The organism is Candidatus Uabimicrobium amorphum (assembly GCF_009002475.1).
GTDB lineage: Bacteria > Planctomycetota > Uabimicrobiia > Uabimicrobiales > Uabimicrobiaceae > Uabimicrobium > Uabimicrobium amorphum.
On record NZ_AP019860.1, the window covers coordinates 5,998,841 to 6,016,607 of the forward strand.

Annotated in this window: 15 protein-coding genes; 11 read left to right on the forward strand and 4 right to left on the reverse strand. The window is 40.3% G+C overall.

The annotated features are described in order from the left end of the window. Window positions 1–11 precede the first annotated feature (11 nt). The 8 genes from UABAM_RS21770 to UABAM_RS21805 all read left to right on the forward strand — a co-directional run bounded on the left by UABAM_RS21770 (window position 12) and on the right by UABAM_RS21805 (window position 10,397). A complete protein-coding gene (locus UABAM_RS21770) occupies window positions 12–746 on the forward strand; it encodes a toll/interleukin-1 receptor domain-containing protein (RefSeq protein WP_151970103.1) in 735 nt (244 codons plus the stop codon). A 160-nt stretch (window positions 747–906) separates the two neighbouring features. Next, window positions 907–2,586: an energy-dependent translational throttle protein EttA gene (ettA, locus tag UABAM_RS21775; protein WP_151970104.1), complete on the forward strand. Its 1,680-nt coding sequence runs from the start codon at window positions 907–909 to the stop codon at window positions 2,584–2,586. 84 nt (window positions 2,587–2,670) lie between these two features. After that, the gene (trxA, locus tag UABAM_RS21780; RefSeq protein ID WP_151970105.1) at window positions 2,671–2,985 is read left to right on the forward strand and encodes a thioredoxin; all 315 of its coding nucleotides are present in this window, start codon (window positions 2,671–2,673) and stop codon (window positions 2,983–2,985) included. Between the two features lie 28 nt (window positions 2,986–3,013). Then, complete coding sequence (locus tag UABAM_RS21785; protein WP_151970106.1) at window positions 3,014–5,404, forward strand: DUF3352 domain-containing protein; 2,391 nt, start codon at window positions 3,014–3,016, stop codon at window positions 5,402–5,404. Between the two features lie 45 nt (window positions 5,405–5,449). Further along, the gene (locus tag UABAM_RS21790; RefSeq protein WP_151970107.1) at window positions 5,450–7,702 is read left to right on the forward strand and encodes a DUF3352 domain-containing protein; all 2,253 of its coding nucleotides are present in this window, start codon (window positions 5,450–5,452) and stop codon (window positions 7,700–7,702) included. Window positions 7,703–7,790: 88 nt separating this feature from the next. After that, entirely contained in the window at window positions 7,791–8,822 is a 1,032-nt protein-coding gene (locus UABAM_RS21795) for a phosphotransferase (RefSeq protein WP_151970108.1), read from the forward strand. Window positions 8,823–8,830: 8 nt separating this feature from the next. Further along, window positions 8,831–9,820, forward strand: coding sequence for a nucleoside hydrolase (locus UABAM_RS21800; protein ID WP_151970109.1), 990 nt, complete (start codon window positions 8,831–8,833; stop codon window positions 9,818–9,820). Continuing rightward, on the forward strand, window positions 9,813–10,397 hold the full coding sequence (locus UABAM_RS21805) for a NifU family protein (protein ID WP_151970110.1): 585 nt from the start codon (window positions 9,813–9,815) through the stop codon (window positions 10,395–10,397). The genes UABAM_RS21800 and UABAM_RS21805 overlap by 8 nt, the downstream gene beginning before the upstream one ends. A 78-nt stretch (window positions 10,398–10,475) precedes the next feature. Here the strand turns inward: UABAM_RS21805 and UABAM_RS21810 are convergent, their stop codons facing one another. Both UABAM_RS21810 and UABAM_RS21815 read right to left on the reverse strand, forming a co-directional pair. After that, window positions 10,476–10,820, reverse strand: a complete 345-nt coding sequence (locus UABAM_RS21810; protein WP_151970111.1) for a hypothetical protein — start codon at window positions 10,818–10,820, stop codon at window positions 10,476–10,478. Window positions 10,821–10,910: 90 nt separating this feature from the next. Then, complete coding sequence (locus tag UABAM_RS21815) at window positions 10,911–12,227, reverse strand: protein kinase domain-containing protein (RefSeq protein ID WP_151970112.1); 1,317 nt, start codon at window positions 12,225–12,227, stop codon at window positions 10,911–10,913. Between the two features lie 110 nt (window positions 12,228–12,337). Between UABAM_RS21815 and UABAM_RS21820 the strand changes: the two genes are divergently transcribed. Together UABAM_RS21820 and UABAM_RS21825 are read left to right on the forward strand one after the other, a co-directional pair. Continuing rightward, the gene (locus tag UABAM_RS21820; RefSeq protein WP_151970113.1) at window positions 12,338–13,954 is read left to right on the forward strand and encodes an alpha/beta hydrolase; all 1,617 of its coding nucleotides are present in this window, start codon (window positions 12,338–12,340) and stop codon (window positions 13,952–13,954) included. Between the two features lie 8 nt (window positions 13,955–13,962). Beyond that, complete coding sequence (locus UABAM_RS21825; RefSeq protein ID WP_151970114.1) at window positions 13,963–14,634, forward strand: hypothetical protein; 672 nt, start codon at window positions 13,963–13,965, stop codon at window positions 14,632–14,634. Between the two features lie 212 nt (window positions 14,635–14,846). Here the strand turns inward: UABAM_RS21825 and UABAM_RS21830 are convergent, their stop codons facing one another. Then, window positions 14,847–16,064 (reverse strand): RNA-guided endonuclease InsQ/TnpB family protein, encoded by a 1,218-nt coding sequence (locus UABAM_RS21830; protein WP_151970115.1) that lies wholly within the window; start codon window positions 16,062–16,064, stop codon window positions 14,847–14,849. After that, on the reverse strand, window positions 16,061–16,507 hold the full coding sequence (gene tnpA / locus UABAM_RS21835) for an IS200/IS605 family transposase (protein ID WP_152021965.1): 447 nt from the start codon (window positions 16,505–16,507) through the stop codon (window positions 16,061–16,063). The genes UABAM_RS21830 and tnpA overlap by 4 nt, the downstream gene beginning before the upstream one ends. Window positions 16,508–16,763: 256 nt before the next feature. Between tnpA and UABAM_RS21840 the strand changes: the two genes are divergently transcribed. Next, window positions 16,764–17,762, forward strand: a complete 999-nt coding sequence (locus UABAM_RS21840) for an NAD-dependent epimerase/dehydratase family protein (protein ID WP_151970116.1) — start codon at window positions 16,764–16,766, stop codon at window positions 17,760–17,762. Window positions 17,763–17,767: the final 5 nt, after the last annotated feature.

Genomic DNA, 17,767 nt, shown 5'->3' on the forward strand with positions numbered 1-17,767 from the left:
TAGGAAAAAAGATGGGGATACTCGTTTTTATCAGTTATGCCACACCAGATTCACAAACGTTTCAAATTTCTCAAGTTGCAAAGTCATTGAAAGAGCGCGAGCAAATTGCGGATGTTCTTTATTGGGAAGAGCATATGGATGACGATATCATGAAGTACATGAATGACAATATAGCCAAGTGTCATGTTATACTGGTGTTCTGTACACAAAACTCTATGAAGTCTGAATCTGTTGAACTTGAGTGGATGACGGGGCTAAAACTTAAAAAGAGACTAATACCGGTTTTCTTAAAACCAGATGATATTCCTCCGCTTCTGACGACAAAATTAGGGATTGAATTTAACGACAACGACTTTGAAGCGAATATTGATATGATGCATAAGCTTGTTGTCAAAAAACATGAAGGTGTTGAGATCAACATCATCGACTCGCAAGGGAATGTTACGATCGACAAATTTTCATTAGATATGGATGTGGAAGATTTGGCAAATAAAGTCGCCGATGCCATGTTCGAAGATCGTAAGGAAATTGTTCTGGGAAAATACCAGTACTGGGTAAAAAAATATAAATCAACTGGCGTACACTTTGTCGACATTAAACCATATCGTTTTTTAGAGCAAAATCCCAACAAACCCTCTGAGTACGGAAAAATGGCAAAGCAAGGACACAAAGTTATGTGGGTGATGAAAAACGGTAGTTATTTTGCACGTTGGGTGGACGGACAATTTAATTATATCGGTAGCTAATACCGATCCCGTTCCTGATCCTGATCCCGTTCCCGATTTAAACAACGGGAGCGGGATTAGGATCAGGAACGGGATCGAAGTTAAAAATTAATATATAAACAAAAAAAGGTCGCGTGTTACACGCGACCATCTTTATTTAGGTAAACAGGAGAATAACAGAATGTCCTATCAATACACATATGTAATGAAGGGTGTTAGCAAAGTATATCCCAACAGTGACAAGAAAATTTTAAAAGATATTTGGCTTTCTTTTCTCCCAGGAGCCAAAATAGGAGTGATTGGACATAACGGTGCCGGGAAAAGTACTTTACTGCGTATTATGGCAGGAGAAGACACAACTTTTGAAGGAGAAGCATGGCCTGCAAAAGGAGTTAAAGTTGGTTTCCTTCCTCAAGAGCCACGACTAAATGCGGAAAAAAATGTCCTTGAAAACGTCATGGAAGGGGTTGCAGAAAAGCAAGCGGTTTTGGATCGTTACGAAAAGGTGAACGATCTTTTCGCCGAAATTACCGACGACGACGAAATGAATGCCCTCATAGAAGAGCAAGGAAAGTTACAAGAACAAATAGATGCTGAAAATTTGTGGGACTTGGAAAGACAGATAGAAATTGCTATGGATGCGCTTCGCTGTCCACCAGCGGAAAGTAACGTTGATAGTTTGTCTGGTGGAGAAAAAAGACGTGTGGCCTTGTGTCGCTTATTGCTACAAAAGCCGGACATGCTACTTCTCGACGAACCGACAAACCACTTAGACGCAGAGTCTGTCGCGTGGTTGGAACGCTTTTTACGTGAGTACGCCGGAACTGTCGTTTTAATTACCCACGACCGTTATTTCCTAGATAACGTTACCGGATGGATTTTAGAGTTAGACCGCGGCGAGGGAATTCCATGGGAAGGAAATTATTCCTCATGGTTAGAACAAAAACACAAGCGTTTAAAAGATGAAGAAAAGCGCGAATCAGCGCGACAAAAATATTTACAAAAAGAGTTGGATTGGGTGCGACAATCACCAAAAGCGCGACAAGCGAAAAACAAAGCACGTATTCGTTCTTACAATGAATTGGCGGAAAAAGAGCAAACAAAAGTACCTGGAATTGCGCAAATTGTTATCCCCAATGGTCCAAGACTAGGGAATTTGGTGGTCGAAGGCAATAATATCACCAAAGGCTATGGGGAAAAACTTTTAATTGACAACTTTAGTTTCAAATTACCTGCGGGAGGAATCGTTGGGATCATTGGAGCGAATGGTGCAGGGAAAACAACTTTATTCCGCATGATTGCACAATCTATAGATCCTGACAACGGTGACTTGAAATTTGGAGATACAGTTAAAATTGGTTATGTTGACCAATCGCGTGATGCACTTGATGACAAACAAACTGTATGGGAAGAGATTTCTGGAGGACAGGACGAAATTTCTTTGGGGCAGCGCATGGTAAAAAGTCGTGCATATTGTGCATCATTTAACTTTCGCGGGGGAGATCAGCAAAAACCTGTGGGAGTTCTTTCTGGTGGAGAACGTAACCGTGTTCATCTCGCAAAAATGTTACGTGAACATGTGAATTTATTGCTTCTCGACGAACCAACAAACGACTTAGATGTAGAAACACTACGTGCCTTAGAAGAAGCCATTCACGATTTTGCCGGATGCGTTATGGTGATTTCTCACGATAGATGGTTTTTAGATCGTATTGCTACCCATATTATCGCTTTTGAGGGAGATAGCAAAGTTGTGTGGTTTGAAGGAAACTATGCTTCCTATGAAGCCGACCGTCGTGAAAGATTGGGCGAAGACGCAGACAAACCGCGAAGAATTAAGTACAAACCTTTGACCATTTGATTATTGAAATTTCACCACAGGCCAAAAAAAGTTTCAACAAAAATGTATTATTCAACGTATGTAGTTATTACTTGGGAGAAATGAATGAAACAAATACAAAACACAGATGAATTTGATAGTGAAGTTCTAAAAAGTGAAAAACCCGTTGTCGTGGATTTTTTTACGGAATGGTGTGGTCCTTGTCGTGCCTTAGCACCTATTCTTGAAGAGCTTTCCAATGAGCGTGATGATGTTGTAATCGCAAAAGTGGATGCTGGAGAACTGGCAGACTTGGCACAAAAATACAATGTCATGGCCTTCCCTACCTTAATGTATTTCAAAGGCGGTGAAGTCGTTTCTAATCTTACAGGACTTCGTTCAAAAGATGCTCTCTCAAAATGGATAGATGAGCAAGGCTAAAAGCGACTTATTTTAGAAAGGATTTTTTATGAAAAAATATGCCAAATTTTCATTGTATTTGGCATTAATTCTCATAACTACTTTGTCAGTTCATGCCGAAGAAGAGAATTTTTCGCTAATTGATCAACTACCGAGCCATAGTTTACTTGTAGCACACTGGCCAGACATACCACAAACAATTGATGCTTTTCAAAAAACATCTCTATATCAGTTATTCAAAGATCCTGAAGTAAAGATGTTTATTGATTCGATGTATGATGTGGCCAAACCTCAAGTGGAAGGTATGCTACAACAAGCTGAGCAACAGTTTGGTATTTCCCTTCAGGATGCTCTAAATATCTTTCAGGGAGAAGTTACTTTAGCGCTTGTCGATGTTAATTTTCAACAAAAAAAGTTGGGAATTGCAGCGACCATCAATTTTGGTGAAAACGGCGAGACCGTCAATAAAGCAATTGAGTTGCTCAAACAAATGACTCAAATTACCTTTTCGACGACCACCTACGAAAACACTGAAATTCTCGTTTTGGATCAAGCACCGCCCAAAATGAAGGTTTGTTATGCGATACTTCACAATTCCCTAGTGATTTGTTCTAGTCAAGAGTTGATGCAACAACTCATCGCGGGGCAGAGCGATAAACTAGTGGACAGCGCAAATTTTAAGACCGTACTTTCCAAAGTTTTCCCTGAAGGGTCCGTACCGTCGAAGATGATCTACGTAAATGTAGAGCAAGCATTGCAACAATTCTCACCGATGATTCCTCCTCAAGCACAACAAATTGGCGGAATGTTAGGTTTTATGAATATCAAATCTATTGCTGCTGGTGGCAGTATTTCTGGTCAGCGAATAGGCTCGGCAATGTTCTTACACTGCGAAGATAAAAAAGGTGTTATGTCTCTTTTGGATTTTGGTGGTATTGCCGAAGAAAATGTACAAAAAATACCTCATCACAGTATTTCCGCATCTTTAGTGCATGCCGATTACGATGAACTTTTTCGCAAAGTGGAAGCTGTTTTGCAAGAGATTGATCCCAATGGTGGTCTTCTCGCTCAATACAAACAGGGAAGTGAGCAACTACAACAAATGCTTGGCTTCTCACTTCAAGATGAACTTTTTGCCTCCATGGGAACAGACCACTATTCTTTTGCTTACATGCCACAAGAAGGCGGACTTTTACCAAGAGGTGTTAGCGCTGTTCAGCTTAAAGACATCAACAAATTTATGGAAGTACTAAACAAAATATGCGCGAGTTTGGGTGTTGACATCGAGAGTACCGATGCGAATGGCACAAAGCTAAGTTATTTTTCCGTACCTCTGGGAAAATTTGGCGAGGACCCATTTAAAGATCTAGAGCGCAATCCTGTGCAAGGATTTTTTGTTGGTCTGGGGCTTGGTTTGTCTGGTATGGCGTTTTTTGTAGAGAACAACTACATGTACATGACCGCAAATGTTCATGATGCAAAAGATTTTCTGACAAATCGCAGTAATTGGACAAAGTCCATTGCAACACATGAAGATTTTGTATCTGCCAAGAAACACGTTCCACAAGGAAGTTCGTTTGTACTATACACCGACCTACGCAAGCCATTTTGTGGGATATGGAATACCGTGACACCTGTCGTACGCCCATTTGATGGTTTTATACGTAGTTTGGGCATTCCATTCGACAGCGCACTGGTTCCACGTGCTGTGACAATAAGTCGTTATCTAACTCCAGGGACTCTTAGCTACACATGTGATCAGCACGGCATGCTTCTTTCCTCGAACGGAACACTTGAAGCAACTTTACCACTTGTTGGCGTTGCGGCCGTGGGAATTACAGCTGCGATTGCAGTGCCTGCTGTTCTTCGTGCACGCCTAAAAGCCAATGAAGCTTCTGCCATTGCAACTCTGAGAACCATTTCAAGTAGCCAAGCGATGTTTCAAAGTTCTGCTGTACTTGATCAAAACGAAAACGGAACAGGAGAGTATGGATTTTTGCAAGAGCTTAGTGGACAACAAAATCTACGCGGAAAAAACCACACAATACCTTCTGCTTACCTCGCAACGATGAATTTCCGAGACGGTATTGCCGAAAAAAGTGGTTACTACTTCTATTGTTACCTACCAGGAAGTAATGGTACCGCCGTTGGGGAAAAAGATGCTTCCAGCGCAACAGGTGACGATGCAACTCTTCTACAGGAAAACGGTTTTGTTGTGTATGCATGGCCTATAAGATACGGTAATACTGGCGAACGTGTATTTGCAATTAACCAGAGTGGCGAAGTCATTAGTTGTTATACAAGTTCTTACAGTCGCTGGAATATACCAAAAGCGGATGCGGCATACGCTGACGCGAAAGATTCCTCCAATTTACAAGGAAAATTTTCCGTCAACGATATGGGGCAAGATGGTAATTACTGGTATAGTTTGTACGAATAATAATAAGCGAGCCTTACGCTCGCTTTTGTTTAAAAGAGGTTTATAATGCAAAAAATATTTTTGTGTATCATTTTCGCAACATTGGTATGTGTGAATGCACAGGAGAATTTCCAACTGTACGATCAACTACCTGAACGTACACTAGTATTGTGGCGAGCTCCTGATGTTGCTACATCTCGAGATGCGATGAAGGGTTCTGCACTTTACAAATTATTCAACGAACCCGAAGTACAAAACTTTGTCAAAAAAACAATCGATCCTTACAAAGATCATCTTCACGGAACGATAAACCAGGTATCGCAAGTACTAGGTATGCCTGCAGAAAAAGCCATCGCTGTACTACACGGGGAAGTAGTTCTTGCGGTTGTTGATGTAGATCCAAGACGACAAAGTGTTGGTGCTGTTTTGTCCATAGAGTTTGGCGAAAATCGCGAAGCGATAGATGCTTTACTGAATTTGGCCAAACAAGCCAGTGGTTTTACCTTTGATGAAGAGCAACACGATGGACACACTGTGTATAGTGTCCAGCAAATGCCTCCACACATGAAGGTGAGTTATGCGATCGTACAAGACACACTTCTCATTAGTTCGCAAAATACTTTATTAAAAGAACTGATATCGGGTTCCGAAGGTGCACGTCTAAAAGATGCCGCAAATATAAAAACCGTATCTTCGAAGGTTCACCGTGCGGGAGTTGCTGCTGAGTTACTTTACTTAAATGTAGAGCAAGCCATGAAACAGTTCTCGCCGATGATGCCTCCACAAGCGATGCCGATGATGGAAAAATTAGGCGTTGCGGGTATCAAATCACTAGGTATGGGAGTGAACATTGATGGGGACAACATCAACGTTGATTTCTATTTACATTCACCTGGAGAAAAAAATGGTGTTATGTCGGTGTTTGACCTAAAACCAACCTCTATGGAAGCACTTAAATACATGCCAAAACACAGCGTGGGTGTGTCTTTAATGCGTTTTGACATGGTCGGATTACTCAACAAAGTTAAAGCAACTCTTGAAGATATTGCTCCCGATGGTAGCTTGCTACAAATGTATGAACATATGATGGGAGAAATTGAGCGTGAGTTAGGCTTTGATTTCGAAAACGGTTTGTTCGATACATTAGGTACCGAGCTTTACGGTTGTAACTACATGCCTGCGACAGGTGGATTGTTACCGCGTAGTTTAGGTGCTGTCACTTTGAAAAACGAAGCAGAGTTTTGGCGCATTGCAAATGAAATGGCCACCAAAGGTGACCTTTCGATTAAAAAGTTAGAGTTTGCTGGGAAAACAATTCACTATGTTTCACAGAACGTCGGTGAACTATTCAATTTTCGTACCTTCCAAGCGCTACCTAAACTAGGAAACTTTTCTGGGCAAGCATTGATGGTCGAAAATGGTACGTTGTACATAGCGGGTAGTGTGCAAGACATGAAGTCTTTCATTGAAGAACGTTCGAGTTGGAAAGAAAATATTGACAACAATGTTGATTTTCAACAACTCAAGAAGTTTCTACCAGCAGAAGCCTCTTTTGTCACATACCTAGATGTGCGTCCGATGTTCAACTATGTGTGGAACACGATGATTCCGATTTTGCGTTCTTTCGAAGGAATTATACGCAAGGCAGGTGTTGAGTTTAGCACGGCGAATTTACCACAAGCAACAACGATTAGTCGTCATTTGAAGCCATTTTTAATGAGCTATGCTTCCGACAAAGACGGGTTGCTGATGTCGTATACTTCTCCGATGACATTTATTATTCCTGTTGCTGGAGCAACTGGAGTGGGAACAGCCATTGCCATTCCACTGATTGAAGAGCAAAAGAAAAAAGCGCGTCAAGTGATGATCAAAAGTAATCTACGCAACATACTGTCTGCACAACAGATGTACAAAGTAGACAGAATGGGCTACGGATCTTTTACCGACCTAACTCAGAAAAATTATACATACAATGTGTACAATTACGACTCTGGAGTTTTCATGTGCGGTGACTATTATCTCTATATGTATCGTGCAACTGCTGATGGAGAAGTGACGGAAGAAGGCGCAGAAAGCAATCGTGCTCATCACAAATTTGTTATCTATGCATGGCCAGCTTCATATGAAGACAACACTGTATATGCTATGAATGAAAAAGGGGAAATTGTTTCTACGCAAACGAGACAGTACTATGATCTCGATATGCCAAAAGCAAATGCCGCATTTGCTGCAGACGCAGAAAATGCAAGCAAACTCGAAGGAAGTTTTGCTTCGGGAAGCGCCGGGCAAGATGCTAATATTTGGAATTCCGTAGACTAATTTTTTTTCGTATAGTTAGCAATACAACAACAGACGCCAAGAACATATAGCTCTTGGCGTCTGTTTTACATTTGGCAGGAATTATAACATGGACAAACAAACCTTTTGTTCTTCATATCCCGAAGCGTATTTTTTAGAATGTGACGCGCGTAGCATTGAGGACTATCTTTTGCAACAACAATACTTACTTTCAGGCGAAACAATATCACACGTTGAAAAAGCGGGTGATGGTAACATGAATTGTACCTTACGTGTAAAAAGTGACAAACGCTCTTTTATTGTAAAGCAATCGCGACCTTGGGTGGAAAAATATCCTAGCATTGCAGCACCTATAGAGAGAACACTGATGGAAGCGGAGTTTTACAGTAATGTACAAAGAAATGATCTTGTTTTACGTGATATGCCACGCCTTCTCCATGTGGATGAAAATTCGTATATCGTTGTCTTCGAGGACTTGGGAAACGCCAAAGATTTTACCTTTCTCTACAACGGAGAATTTATTACGGGAGATCAACTACAACAACTCACGATTTTTTTGGGTAACCTCCACACAACAAAAACGACGACAATGATTACGAACGAAGCGATGCGCGCACTTAACTATCAACACATTTACGAAATCCCCCTCAAAGACAAAAGTGTTGACCTCGATAATATTACCCCAGGACTTAACGACGTCGCTAGTGAATTTCGCAACAAAAATGACTATAAAAAATGCATTGCTACTCTTGGTAAGTTATATTTGGAAAACGGTACGACGCTTCTCCACGGTGACTATTATCCTGGTAGCTGGTTATTAACAGATGATGGGGTAAAAATAATCGATGTAGAGTTTTGTTTTTGTGGACCTGCAGAATTTGATATGGGTGTAATGATTGCGCATTTACTATTGGCGAAACAACCACGCAGTTTTGTATTTAAAATTTTTGCGCACTACAGACGAATGAATACCTTTGATGTACGTCTTGCTTTTCAATTTGCAGGAGTTGAAATCATGCGTCGCTTACTAGGAGTAGCGCAATTACCTATAAAATACCATTTACAAGATAAGCGCAAACTATTAGAATTGTCATATCGCCTTGTAGTGACACCTGACAATACGTTATCTGAAGTAGATTAGGGGGAAACATGACTAAGTGGATTTGTATATCTATTGTTTTCATTTCCTGCATCTATGCACAGCAAAAAATAGATGTGTGGATTGATACGGACCCTGCCGCTGGCATCGAATATCGAGATGTGGATGATGCTCTTGCACTACTTCAAGCATTTCGTTCTCCAGAACTCAATATTGTGGGAATTAGTGTTGTTTTTGGTAATGCTTCGCTAAAAGAAGGTTACCCCATCGCTAAATTGTTGGTGGCAAAGTTCAGCGACAAAAAAATTCCCGTATACAAAGGGGCCAAAGAAGGAGATGAAGTTGGCAGCGAAACCGCCGCTTCCGAAAATCTCTATGCGGCCTTACAAAAAAGACCACTGACAATACTCGCTTTAGGTCCCGTAACAAATATTGCTACGGTGGTGAAGAATCATCCAAAAATTGCTGGACAAGTAAAAGAAATTATCGCGGTAGCAGGGCGCAGACCTCAGCAAAGGTTTCAGACCGGAACAAAAAACACGAAAGCGCATCGCGATTTTAATTTCGAAAAAGATCCTCAAGCTTTTCGTGAGCTTTTAAAGACGGAAATTCCCCTCGTACTCGCACCTTTTGAAATTTCATCAAAAGTGTGGATGAAAAAAAGTGATCTAGACTATTTAGAAAAGAGCAAAGATGCCGCTTGTACGTGGCTTGTTCCTCACGCAAGAAATTGGTTAAACTTATGGGAAGTTGTTTTTTATGTCGATGGTTTTAATCCTTTTGATACATTGGCGGTTGCGTACTTAACTTCTCCTAAAATGATCACTAGTGAGAAATTACCCGTCGCAATTCAGACCTTACCTGATGATGTTACCGAAGAGAGAATGCAAGGAACAAAAGAAAAAGAAAAACCCTATTTATTGGTATCAAAAACTTTTAAAACAAAACGCACCGTGCGTTATTGTTACAAAGCTTCTGAAGACTTCAAGCAAGATTTACTAAAACGTTTAACAACAAAAAAGGAGCAACGTGATGAGTGAAAAAATAGGTATAACCTGTCATCCACAAATGGACCCACAAATTTGTATGTTCGAAATAGCACATGACATTTACCCCGGAAAAAAATATAGTTTTAAAACGCGTGAACAAGCCCAAGGTTCTCCGTTGATTGAAAACCTATTTGCTATAGAAGGCATTGACCAAGTATATGTAGAGAATAATTCATTGTATATTACAAAAAATACCTTAGATCCATGGCCACATTTTGCCAAACAAATTGGGACGAAAATCCGTGAGTGTATTGCCAATGAGGATGTTCTCATCTCCGCAGAATTACAAAACGATATTCCGGTGGGCGATTTAAAAACCCGCGTACAACAAGTTCTCGATGAACACATTAATCCGGGACTTGCGATGCATGGCGGAAGTGCCAATCTCATTGAAGTAAAGGACAACGATGTTTATATTCAGATGTCCGGTGGTTGCCAAGGATGTAGTATGGCAATGGCAACGCTACGCAATGGTATAGAAGCGACCTTAAAGCGTGAAATTCCTTCGATCAATTCCGTATTTGACAACACCGACCACTCCCAAGGTCAAAATCCATATTTTTCGTAAATAATTTATGCCTTCGGGTAAATTTCTACATGAATAAATGTTCCTATTTTGCTAGGACAAGATAGGAACATTTATCATCTAACGGCAGTATTTTTTCGATTTTAAACGGATGCAATTACCGGAAATTGTTCCGGAGAAGTCTTTGTCGGTGTTACTTTTGTGCATTTCTCTGCGCCCTTTCATTACCGACTGAGAGGTAATCGATAGGTAGATCGTACTTCCCGAAGCCGCCCATGTCCCTTCTCTTATTTCAATGGATCCATCACGGCGCTGTCTTTGCCAGTATGCATCACCATTGTGCCCTAAATCTAGGGAGTATGACCCTGCGCCTCTTGCGCGATAGCTACCCACATAATCACTGTTCACACTTGCACAAGAGCAGAATAACAGTGTGCAAGCAATCATTAAACAACTGTATTTCATTGTGTATCCTTTACTAGTAGTAATAAAACATGAGCGTCCATCATAACAAATTGTCGAACGGCAAATGTACTCAAAATATGAGAATTTTCCTTATTGGTAGTTGTCTGTTAGCCACCAATAACTGTTTTCGGTTTCATCACTTTTTAACTGACCAAATTGGAGCGGGCATTCTAACTCATGGGAAAAGTCATCGTCTTTATTCCACGAATGAATTTCGGTACCGATTTCCTTCATGGAAGAGAAACGATCGCTACAATGAAAACTGAGGCATTTTTTTATCAAGTCACGTACTCTTTGTATTGATTTTGTCGGGACAGAGCACGTGGTGGGATCTAAGAATACACCTGGATCTTTTAAGATCGTCATTCGCGTACTACCTGAACCGCCTGTGGGAATAATAAAATTAACCTCTTCGCCGTATATCACTCCCCCAAGTAATTCCGCCAAGATTACGCCAAAAGCATATTGATCTGTTTGTGGGGAAACTGTTTCGCGCATGATTTGTTCTGGAGCAGCGTACCTTTTTGTCATTCCTTTGGAGTTTTTACCAATCATTGCTTCCATACTATCGATGGCGATCATGCCTTTTTTGGTAATGAGAATGTTTTCCGGTTTTAAATCTGCGTGAACAATTCCCTTTTGGTGAGATTCATGGAGAGAAAAAGTCAGTTCCGCTAAATGATGGAGAATTTCACTCACTTTTACCTTAAATTTCCACTGATAGTTATTGAAGACTCCTGGTTTACGCAACTCAAGGTATTTTTTTCCCAAAGATCCTTCGGCAATGATATTATTTGCAACATAAGCATAAAATTTACCGGTTTTTAAATGCGTGAGGTCTTCCGAGATAAAGTATCTTTCCCAAAGAACACTTCGGTCTTGTCTCAGACGTATAATGCCTAGCTTGTTGCCATCGGTTTGAATCGCCAGTTTGGGAGAAGAGGCATGAAGTCTTTCCTCTATTTTTTTTTGGATAATTTGCGCTTGGGGAGAGTTTTCCTCATCTAGGTGATAGGAACGTGAATCTTCTATACTGGAATCCCGGCAATAGGTGTCGCTTTTCGTGTCTTCAAATTTATCAATCATTCTGCGCAAAATGGTTTTGCCAAACAGTTGTTTCATATTACAACTGAGGATATAAAATTCGTGGTTCTTATTTTTGTGTTCGAGTTGAAAGAATTGTCGGTCGTCTATTATTTTTTGTACGGAACATGCTAACTCTTCAAACTTCGTCCCCCATTTTTCAGGTAGAGGGTCATACCCCAACGATACCGCGATGGGCTGTATGTACTCATTGGGAGATTTTCCACGGTAGATAGAAATTCCCCAGGGAATCCCATCAGGTGATTTTACGAGTGAGACCATACACTTTTTTTGCGATTTTAGTGATTTACGCGATGAAAACATATTTGCTCCTGCCTTGGCATCTTCATTAGAACTTTACAAAACGAAAAAACTTTTATATAAAAGATAACACGCATTCAAAAATTTTACAGTATTTTGTAAGGTTATTTACCATGTCCTATTTTTTGAAAACTATTATTATTTTATTTGCATGTTGCACAGTTTATGGGCAAAATTCAAGAGAAAAAATTGCCAACGAGGGGAATTTCAAAACGGAGGAGTTTTATTATCAACCACAGAGTAATGATCCACAGGATCTGCTACGCACGGATGTGTCTTCGTATTTCGCTACCCCTGACGAGGCAGTCCAAGAACAGATGGACAACGTACCGATCTCTGGTGTCGGCCACTACCCTGTAGGTAAGGGCCCTTTCCCTCTGGTGGTTATTTTTCATGGAAATCATTTTCCTTTGCGTCCTAGTCACGAAGGATATAAATATTTGACGCAGCTTCTGGCAAGCCATGGCATGGTTGGTATTAGTATCGATGGGAATTTTCTCAATGGTCGTGTCTCGGGAGAAATGGATGCACGCGCTATTTTAATGTTACGCCATTTGCAGGTGTGGAGGAAGTGGAATCAGACACCACAACATCGTTTTTATCAAAAAATAGATATGAACAGCATCGGCCTTGCAGGACATTCACGCGGAGGTGAGGCGGTTGCCGTTGCCAATTTATTTAATAAAACCCTACATGACCAAAACGATCCACTACATAATTTTGCTTTTAACATTAAAGGATTATTTGCCATTGCCCCGGTGGATGGTCAAATAGGTAAATCCACGAAAGTGGTGATAAACGATACGAATTACTTTGTGATGCATGGAAGTCATGATGGAGATGTCTACAACTTTGCTGGTTTACGCATGTATGATCGTGCTTTTCCCGTTGACCATGACGCAGGAGGTTTTAAGTCCCTGCTGTTTGTGCATGGGGCCAACCACAATTATTGGAATACAGTATGGCAATACTCCAATGATGGAGGATCAGGTTTTGGCATGTCATCGCCATACTTACAAATTACCGCAGAAAAACAGCAGTTGCTCGCACAAATTTTTATGCGCGCTTTTTTTGAGTGGACCCTACAAGGAAAGTCTCGCAAAGAACTTTTTACGGGTAGTGAAAGCTTGATTCCTACGGATATAGTCGCGGTACAGCAATATAGTGATCGCGAACATATCGACCTAAACAACTACGAAGAAGACGTTGACAGTACCACAGGAACATATCCTGGTGTACAAAACAACGCGAGAAACATGTCGCAGTTTAAGGAAGCTTCCATCAAAGGAGGTAGCAATGTAACATCACAACAAACGCATGGTGCATTTGTTACGTGGAATAGCAATGACGCTGTATACGAAATAAAATTACCTTCACAAATCGAAAAGCTTGTCGCGGACTATCCTTATTTGTCGTTTCGCATTGGTCAAATGTATGAAAAAGAGCCGCAACATAATCCTGTAGAAGGGCAAGATTTATCGTTGAACTTACAATTGGCGAAAAACACAACCGTACCCGTGAAAATATCGCGCTTTACTAAATTGGTCGCTCCTGTTCCGGTGTTTAAATTCAATTACGATATCAGCAAAACCAATATGCAAACAGTGCGAATTCCCATCGAAAAATTCACCAACAACAAAATTCCTTTAAAAGACATCACCATACGTATCAAGTTTTGTAATACACCAACGGGATTTATTGTAATGGATGATATTCAATTAAGTAAATAGGAGGCCACATGAAACTTTCATATTACCTTTGCATATTGTGTTGTATGACCGTGCTCACTGCCCAAGAAAAAACATTGATCACGTCTTGCAATGTCGTGAAGCAAAAGCTAGAGAAAAAAAACAGTGGTGTACAACGTGATGAACATTATATTGTCACGATTGTAGGACAATTCCCGCAAAAAAACATCGAGATCTTTATCGGTGATTACCAAGTGAAAAATGCCAAAATTTCCGCAAAAAATATACGCTTTGTGATCGAGGACAAAAGTTTACTAAAATTTCTACAAAATAAAATGATTGGCCATCGTATCAAAAATGGCGATGTGCAATATAGCAAAGTGAAATTTGTGGTATATAGTTTTCGAAACCGCAATAATATTCAAATCACATCCTGTACTATAGTTCCCGCTATCGTGCGTAATGGAAAAACAAACGAGAAAAAATATCGCGTAAACATCAATGGCGATTTTCCGCGTCACATGGCGATGGTCGTCAATATTTTTATCGGTGAACATGAAGTTGTCGAATATGGTGGCACCGCGACAGGAATCTATTTTTACATAGATAATACGAAGCGGTTAAAAAATCTACACAATAAAAACATTGCTTATGGCTACAACCATCGCATATGGGAGATCTCTACGGTAAAGCTGCAAGTACCACAACGTTTTTTGAAGTAGATGAGTGAACCCTCCCGGCTTGAAGAAGCTGGGGCTTCCAAAAGCAAGAGATTTCAAGGAGTATACATCAAGTAATCACAGGCGGTCATCCACAAGAACAACCTCATCCACGAAGGATGCGCATCATTCCATCAGTGCTCCTGACAACTGTAGTACAAATGAATCAGGGGTGGTTACCGGACTCTCCTACAGGCTCGGAACAGAGCTTTCTACTACTTTTTGCCGCAAGCGGCAGGCCGTAGATACGTTATTTGTTTGACATCTATCCCCAAATTTTGGATAGAGCCATATTTGTGAAGCGATAGTATATTTTTAGCACCATGAATATCGCGATGTTCGCAATAACCACAGTGGCAACGATATACTCTACCAGAAGGTTTCTTTTTCCGATGACAGACAGGACATGTCTGAGAAGTGTATGCTTCGCTTCGGCAAACCAACTCAATAGAGTTAGCAGCTAGTTTGTATGCAAGGTAAGTGAGGAGAATGCCAAAAGACCATTGGCTGAGTTTTTGACTGACTTGACGTCGACGTCTTTTTTTATTGGGATTTGTTTTTTTACGAGCAGAAGTGTTGCGTTGTACTCCCTCAACATCACCAACAACAACCGTTTTGACCTCATTTTCTTTGGCCCACTTGAGAAAGTTGTGACTGGTTTTATGGAGAATATCTTGTTGTTGTCGGTCAGTTTTATTAGTGATTGAGTGCATGGCTCGTCGTAGCTTTCGGTGACGCCTGGAGCCTTTTTTTGTACGAGAGAGTTTCTTTCTTATTTGACTATGCTTTTTGTTTCTCAAACGTTTGATGGAGCGCAATTGTCGTGCGGTGATAATTAGAGACTCTCCATTTTCAGTGACACTTGCAATTGAGTGAATCTCTCCCATATCAATTGCAGCAATAGTTTTACTATTATTTTCTTTGGGATGATACCCATCTTCATAGGTAATTGCTAAATGTAATTTACCACTGTACACCAGTTCTATTTCTTTGATCTTGCCACTTGGAAGTTTATCGACTTTAACAGAGAGCGGTTTTTGCCTTTTGCCATCTTTGATTCCCATAGAGAAAGTAATTTTTCCTTTGTCATAGTCAATATAAAATCCATCTTTAGCCCATTTTGTTGGAAAATACTTTTTCTGTTTGTAAGGATAGCGGTTTTTATAGCCTTTTTTGCGTGCTTCGCGTGCAGCATTTCTGGCATCAAGATACTTATGGCACACAGCTTGAATCGACTGAGAGTGAAGAGGATATTTGCGTTTTGTTGCCTGTTGCAATTGTGTTTTATTGATCCACCTGCCATTATCTTTGCTATAGGCTTTTGATATTTTCAAGCAGTCATTGTATACCTGGGCACTTATTCGATTGCAATTGAAAAGACGAGAGAGACTTTCTTTGTTCGTTTGAAAAGGTGTCTTCTTTACTCTTATCACTGACCGTTTGCCTTTCTTTTTTTCTCTCCCTGTGTTTGAATATAACTTTTAATGACTTCAAGCGGTGCTCCTCCGGTACTGATCAAACAATAACTTTGTGACCAGAAGCACTCTTTCCATAATTTTTCTTTTACATGAGGATACTCTTTTTTGATAAGTCTCGAAGATGCACTTTTGAAAGCACCGATATACTTTGATAAAGCGCTCTTTGGATGGGCTTTGAATAGAATGTGCATATGATCTTTCTCGTGATTTACTTCCAAGAAATTTATATGATATCTGTTTCCTATGTACTCACCTATTTCTCTTATACGACTTACCATTTGTTTGTTCAATACTTTTCTACGGCATTTCACCACCAATACCAAGTGGTAATTCAGATTGAATACTGAATGATTATTTGTATCTAAAGTCGTTACTAATTTGTTATATTTTTCTTTCATAGTGAAAGAAATTTTATCATGCCTTGAATTTGTTTTCAAGTATTTCCCCTAAAAAGATACGGAAAAATTACGAATTTTGTTCTCGATTACGAAAATATCATGTACAGCGATAGTAAAATTTTATAAAATTTTTTATCACTGTATTAGGTAGCTAGCGATTCATCCCCCACCTATAGAGGATGGGGGACTTTTCGCTTAAAATGTTAAAATTCAGGTACAACCTGACCTACAACAAAAACTCTTTGGAACAGAATCCATGAAAATTTTAGTTACAGGTAGTGCAGGGCATCTAGGCGAAGCGCTAATGCGTACCTTGCGCAATACAAATCACGATGTTTGTGGTATTGACATCAAAGAATCACCGTTCACGGACAAAGTAGTGTGTGTTACAGATCGCAAAGGCATTGCAAAATGTATGGAGAAAATCGATGTTGTGATGCACACTGCCACACTTCACAAACCACATGTTTCCACTCACACGCGACAAAATTTCATCGACACCAACATCACCGGAACTTTAAACTTACTTGAGGAAGCGGTAAAAGTACAAGCCAAGGCTTTTATTTTTACAAGTACTACGAGTGTTTTCGGACGCGCTCTGCGTCCAAATTTGAACGCACCCGCTGTGTGGGTAGATGAATCATTGACACCAGTGTCGCGCAATATATATGGAACCACGAAATTTGCTGCGGAAAACCTATGTGAGCTTTTTCACTACAAATTTAAACTTCCCGGTATTGTTTTGCGTACCTCGCGTTTTTTTCTGGAAGAAGACGATAACGCGGAAATGAGAAATTCCTACATAAGTGACAATATAAAGGTCAATGAATATTTATACCGTCGTGTCGATATTGCCGACATTGTCGACGCGCACATACTCGCGATGGAGAAGGCATCACGCATTGGATTTGAGCGCTATATTATCAGTGCAACAACACCTTTTACGAAAGAGCATCTTTGCGAATTACACAAAAATGCTCCGCAAGTTGTCGCACGTTTGCTGCCAGACTATTCCTCTCTCTACCGGCAAAAAAACTGGAAAATGTTTCCACGAATAGAACGTGTTTATGTCAATAAAAAAGCTCGTGAACAGTTGGGGTGGCAGCCACGTTATGATTTTGCGTTTATTATTGGGCAACTAAAGAACGGTGAAGATTTTCGCAGCCCTCTTGCTTTAGAGGTGGGAATCAAAGGATATCATGAGGAAAAATTTGTCGAGGGACCTTTTCCTGTGGAAAGAGACACAATAGACTAGGAGGT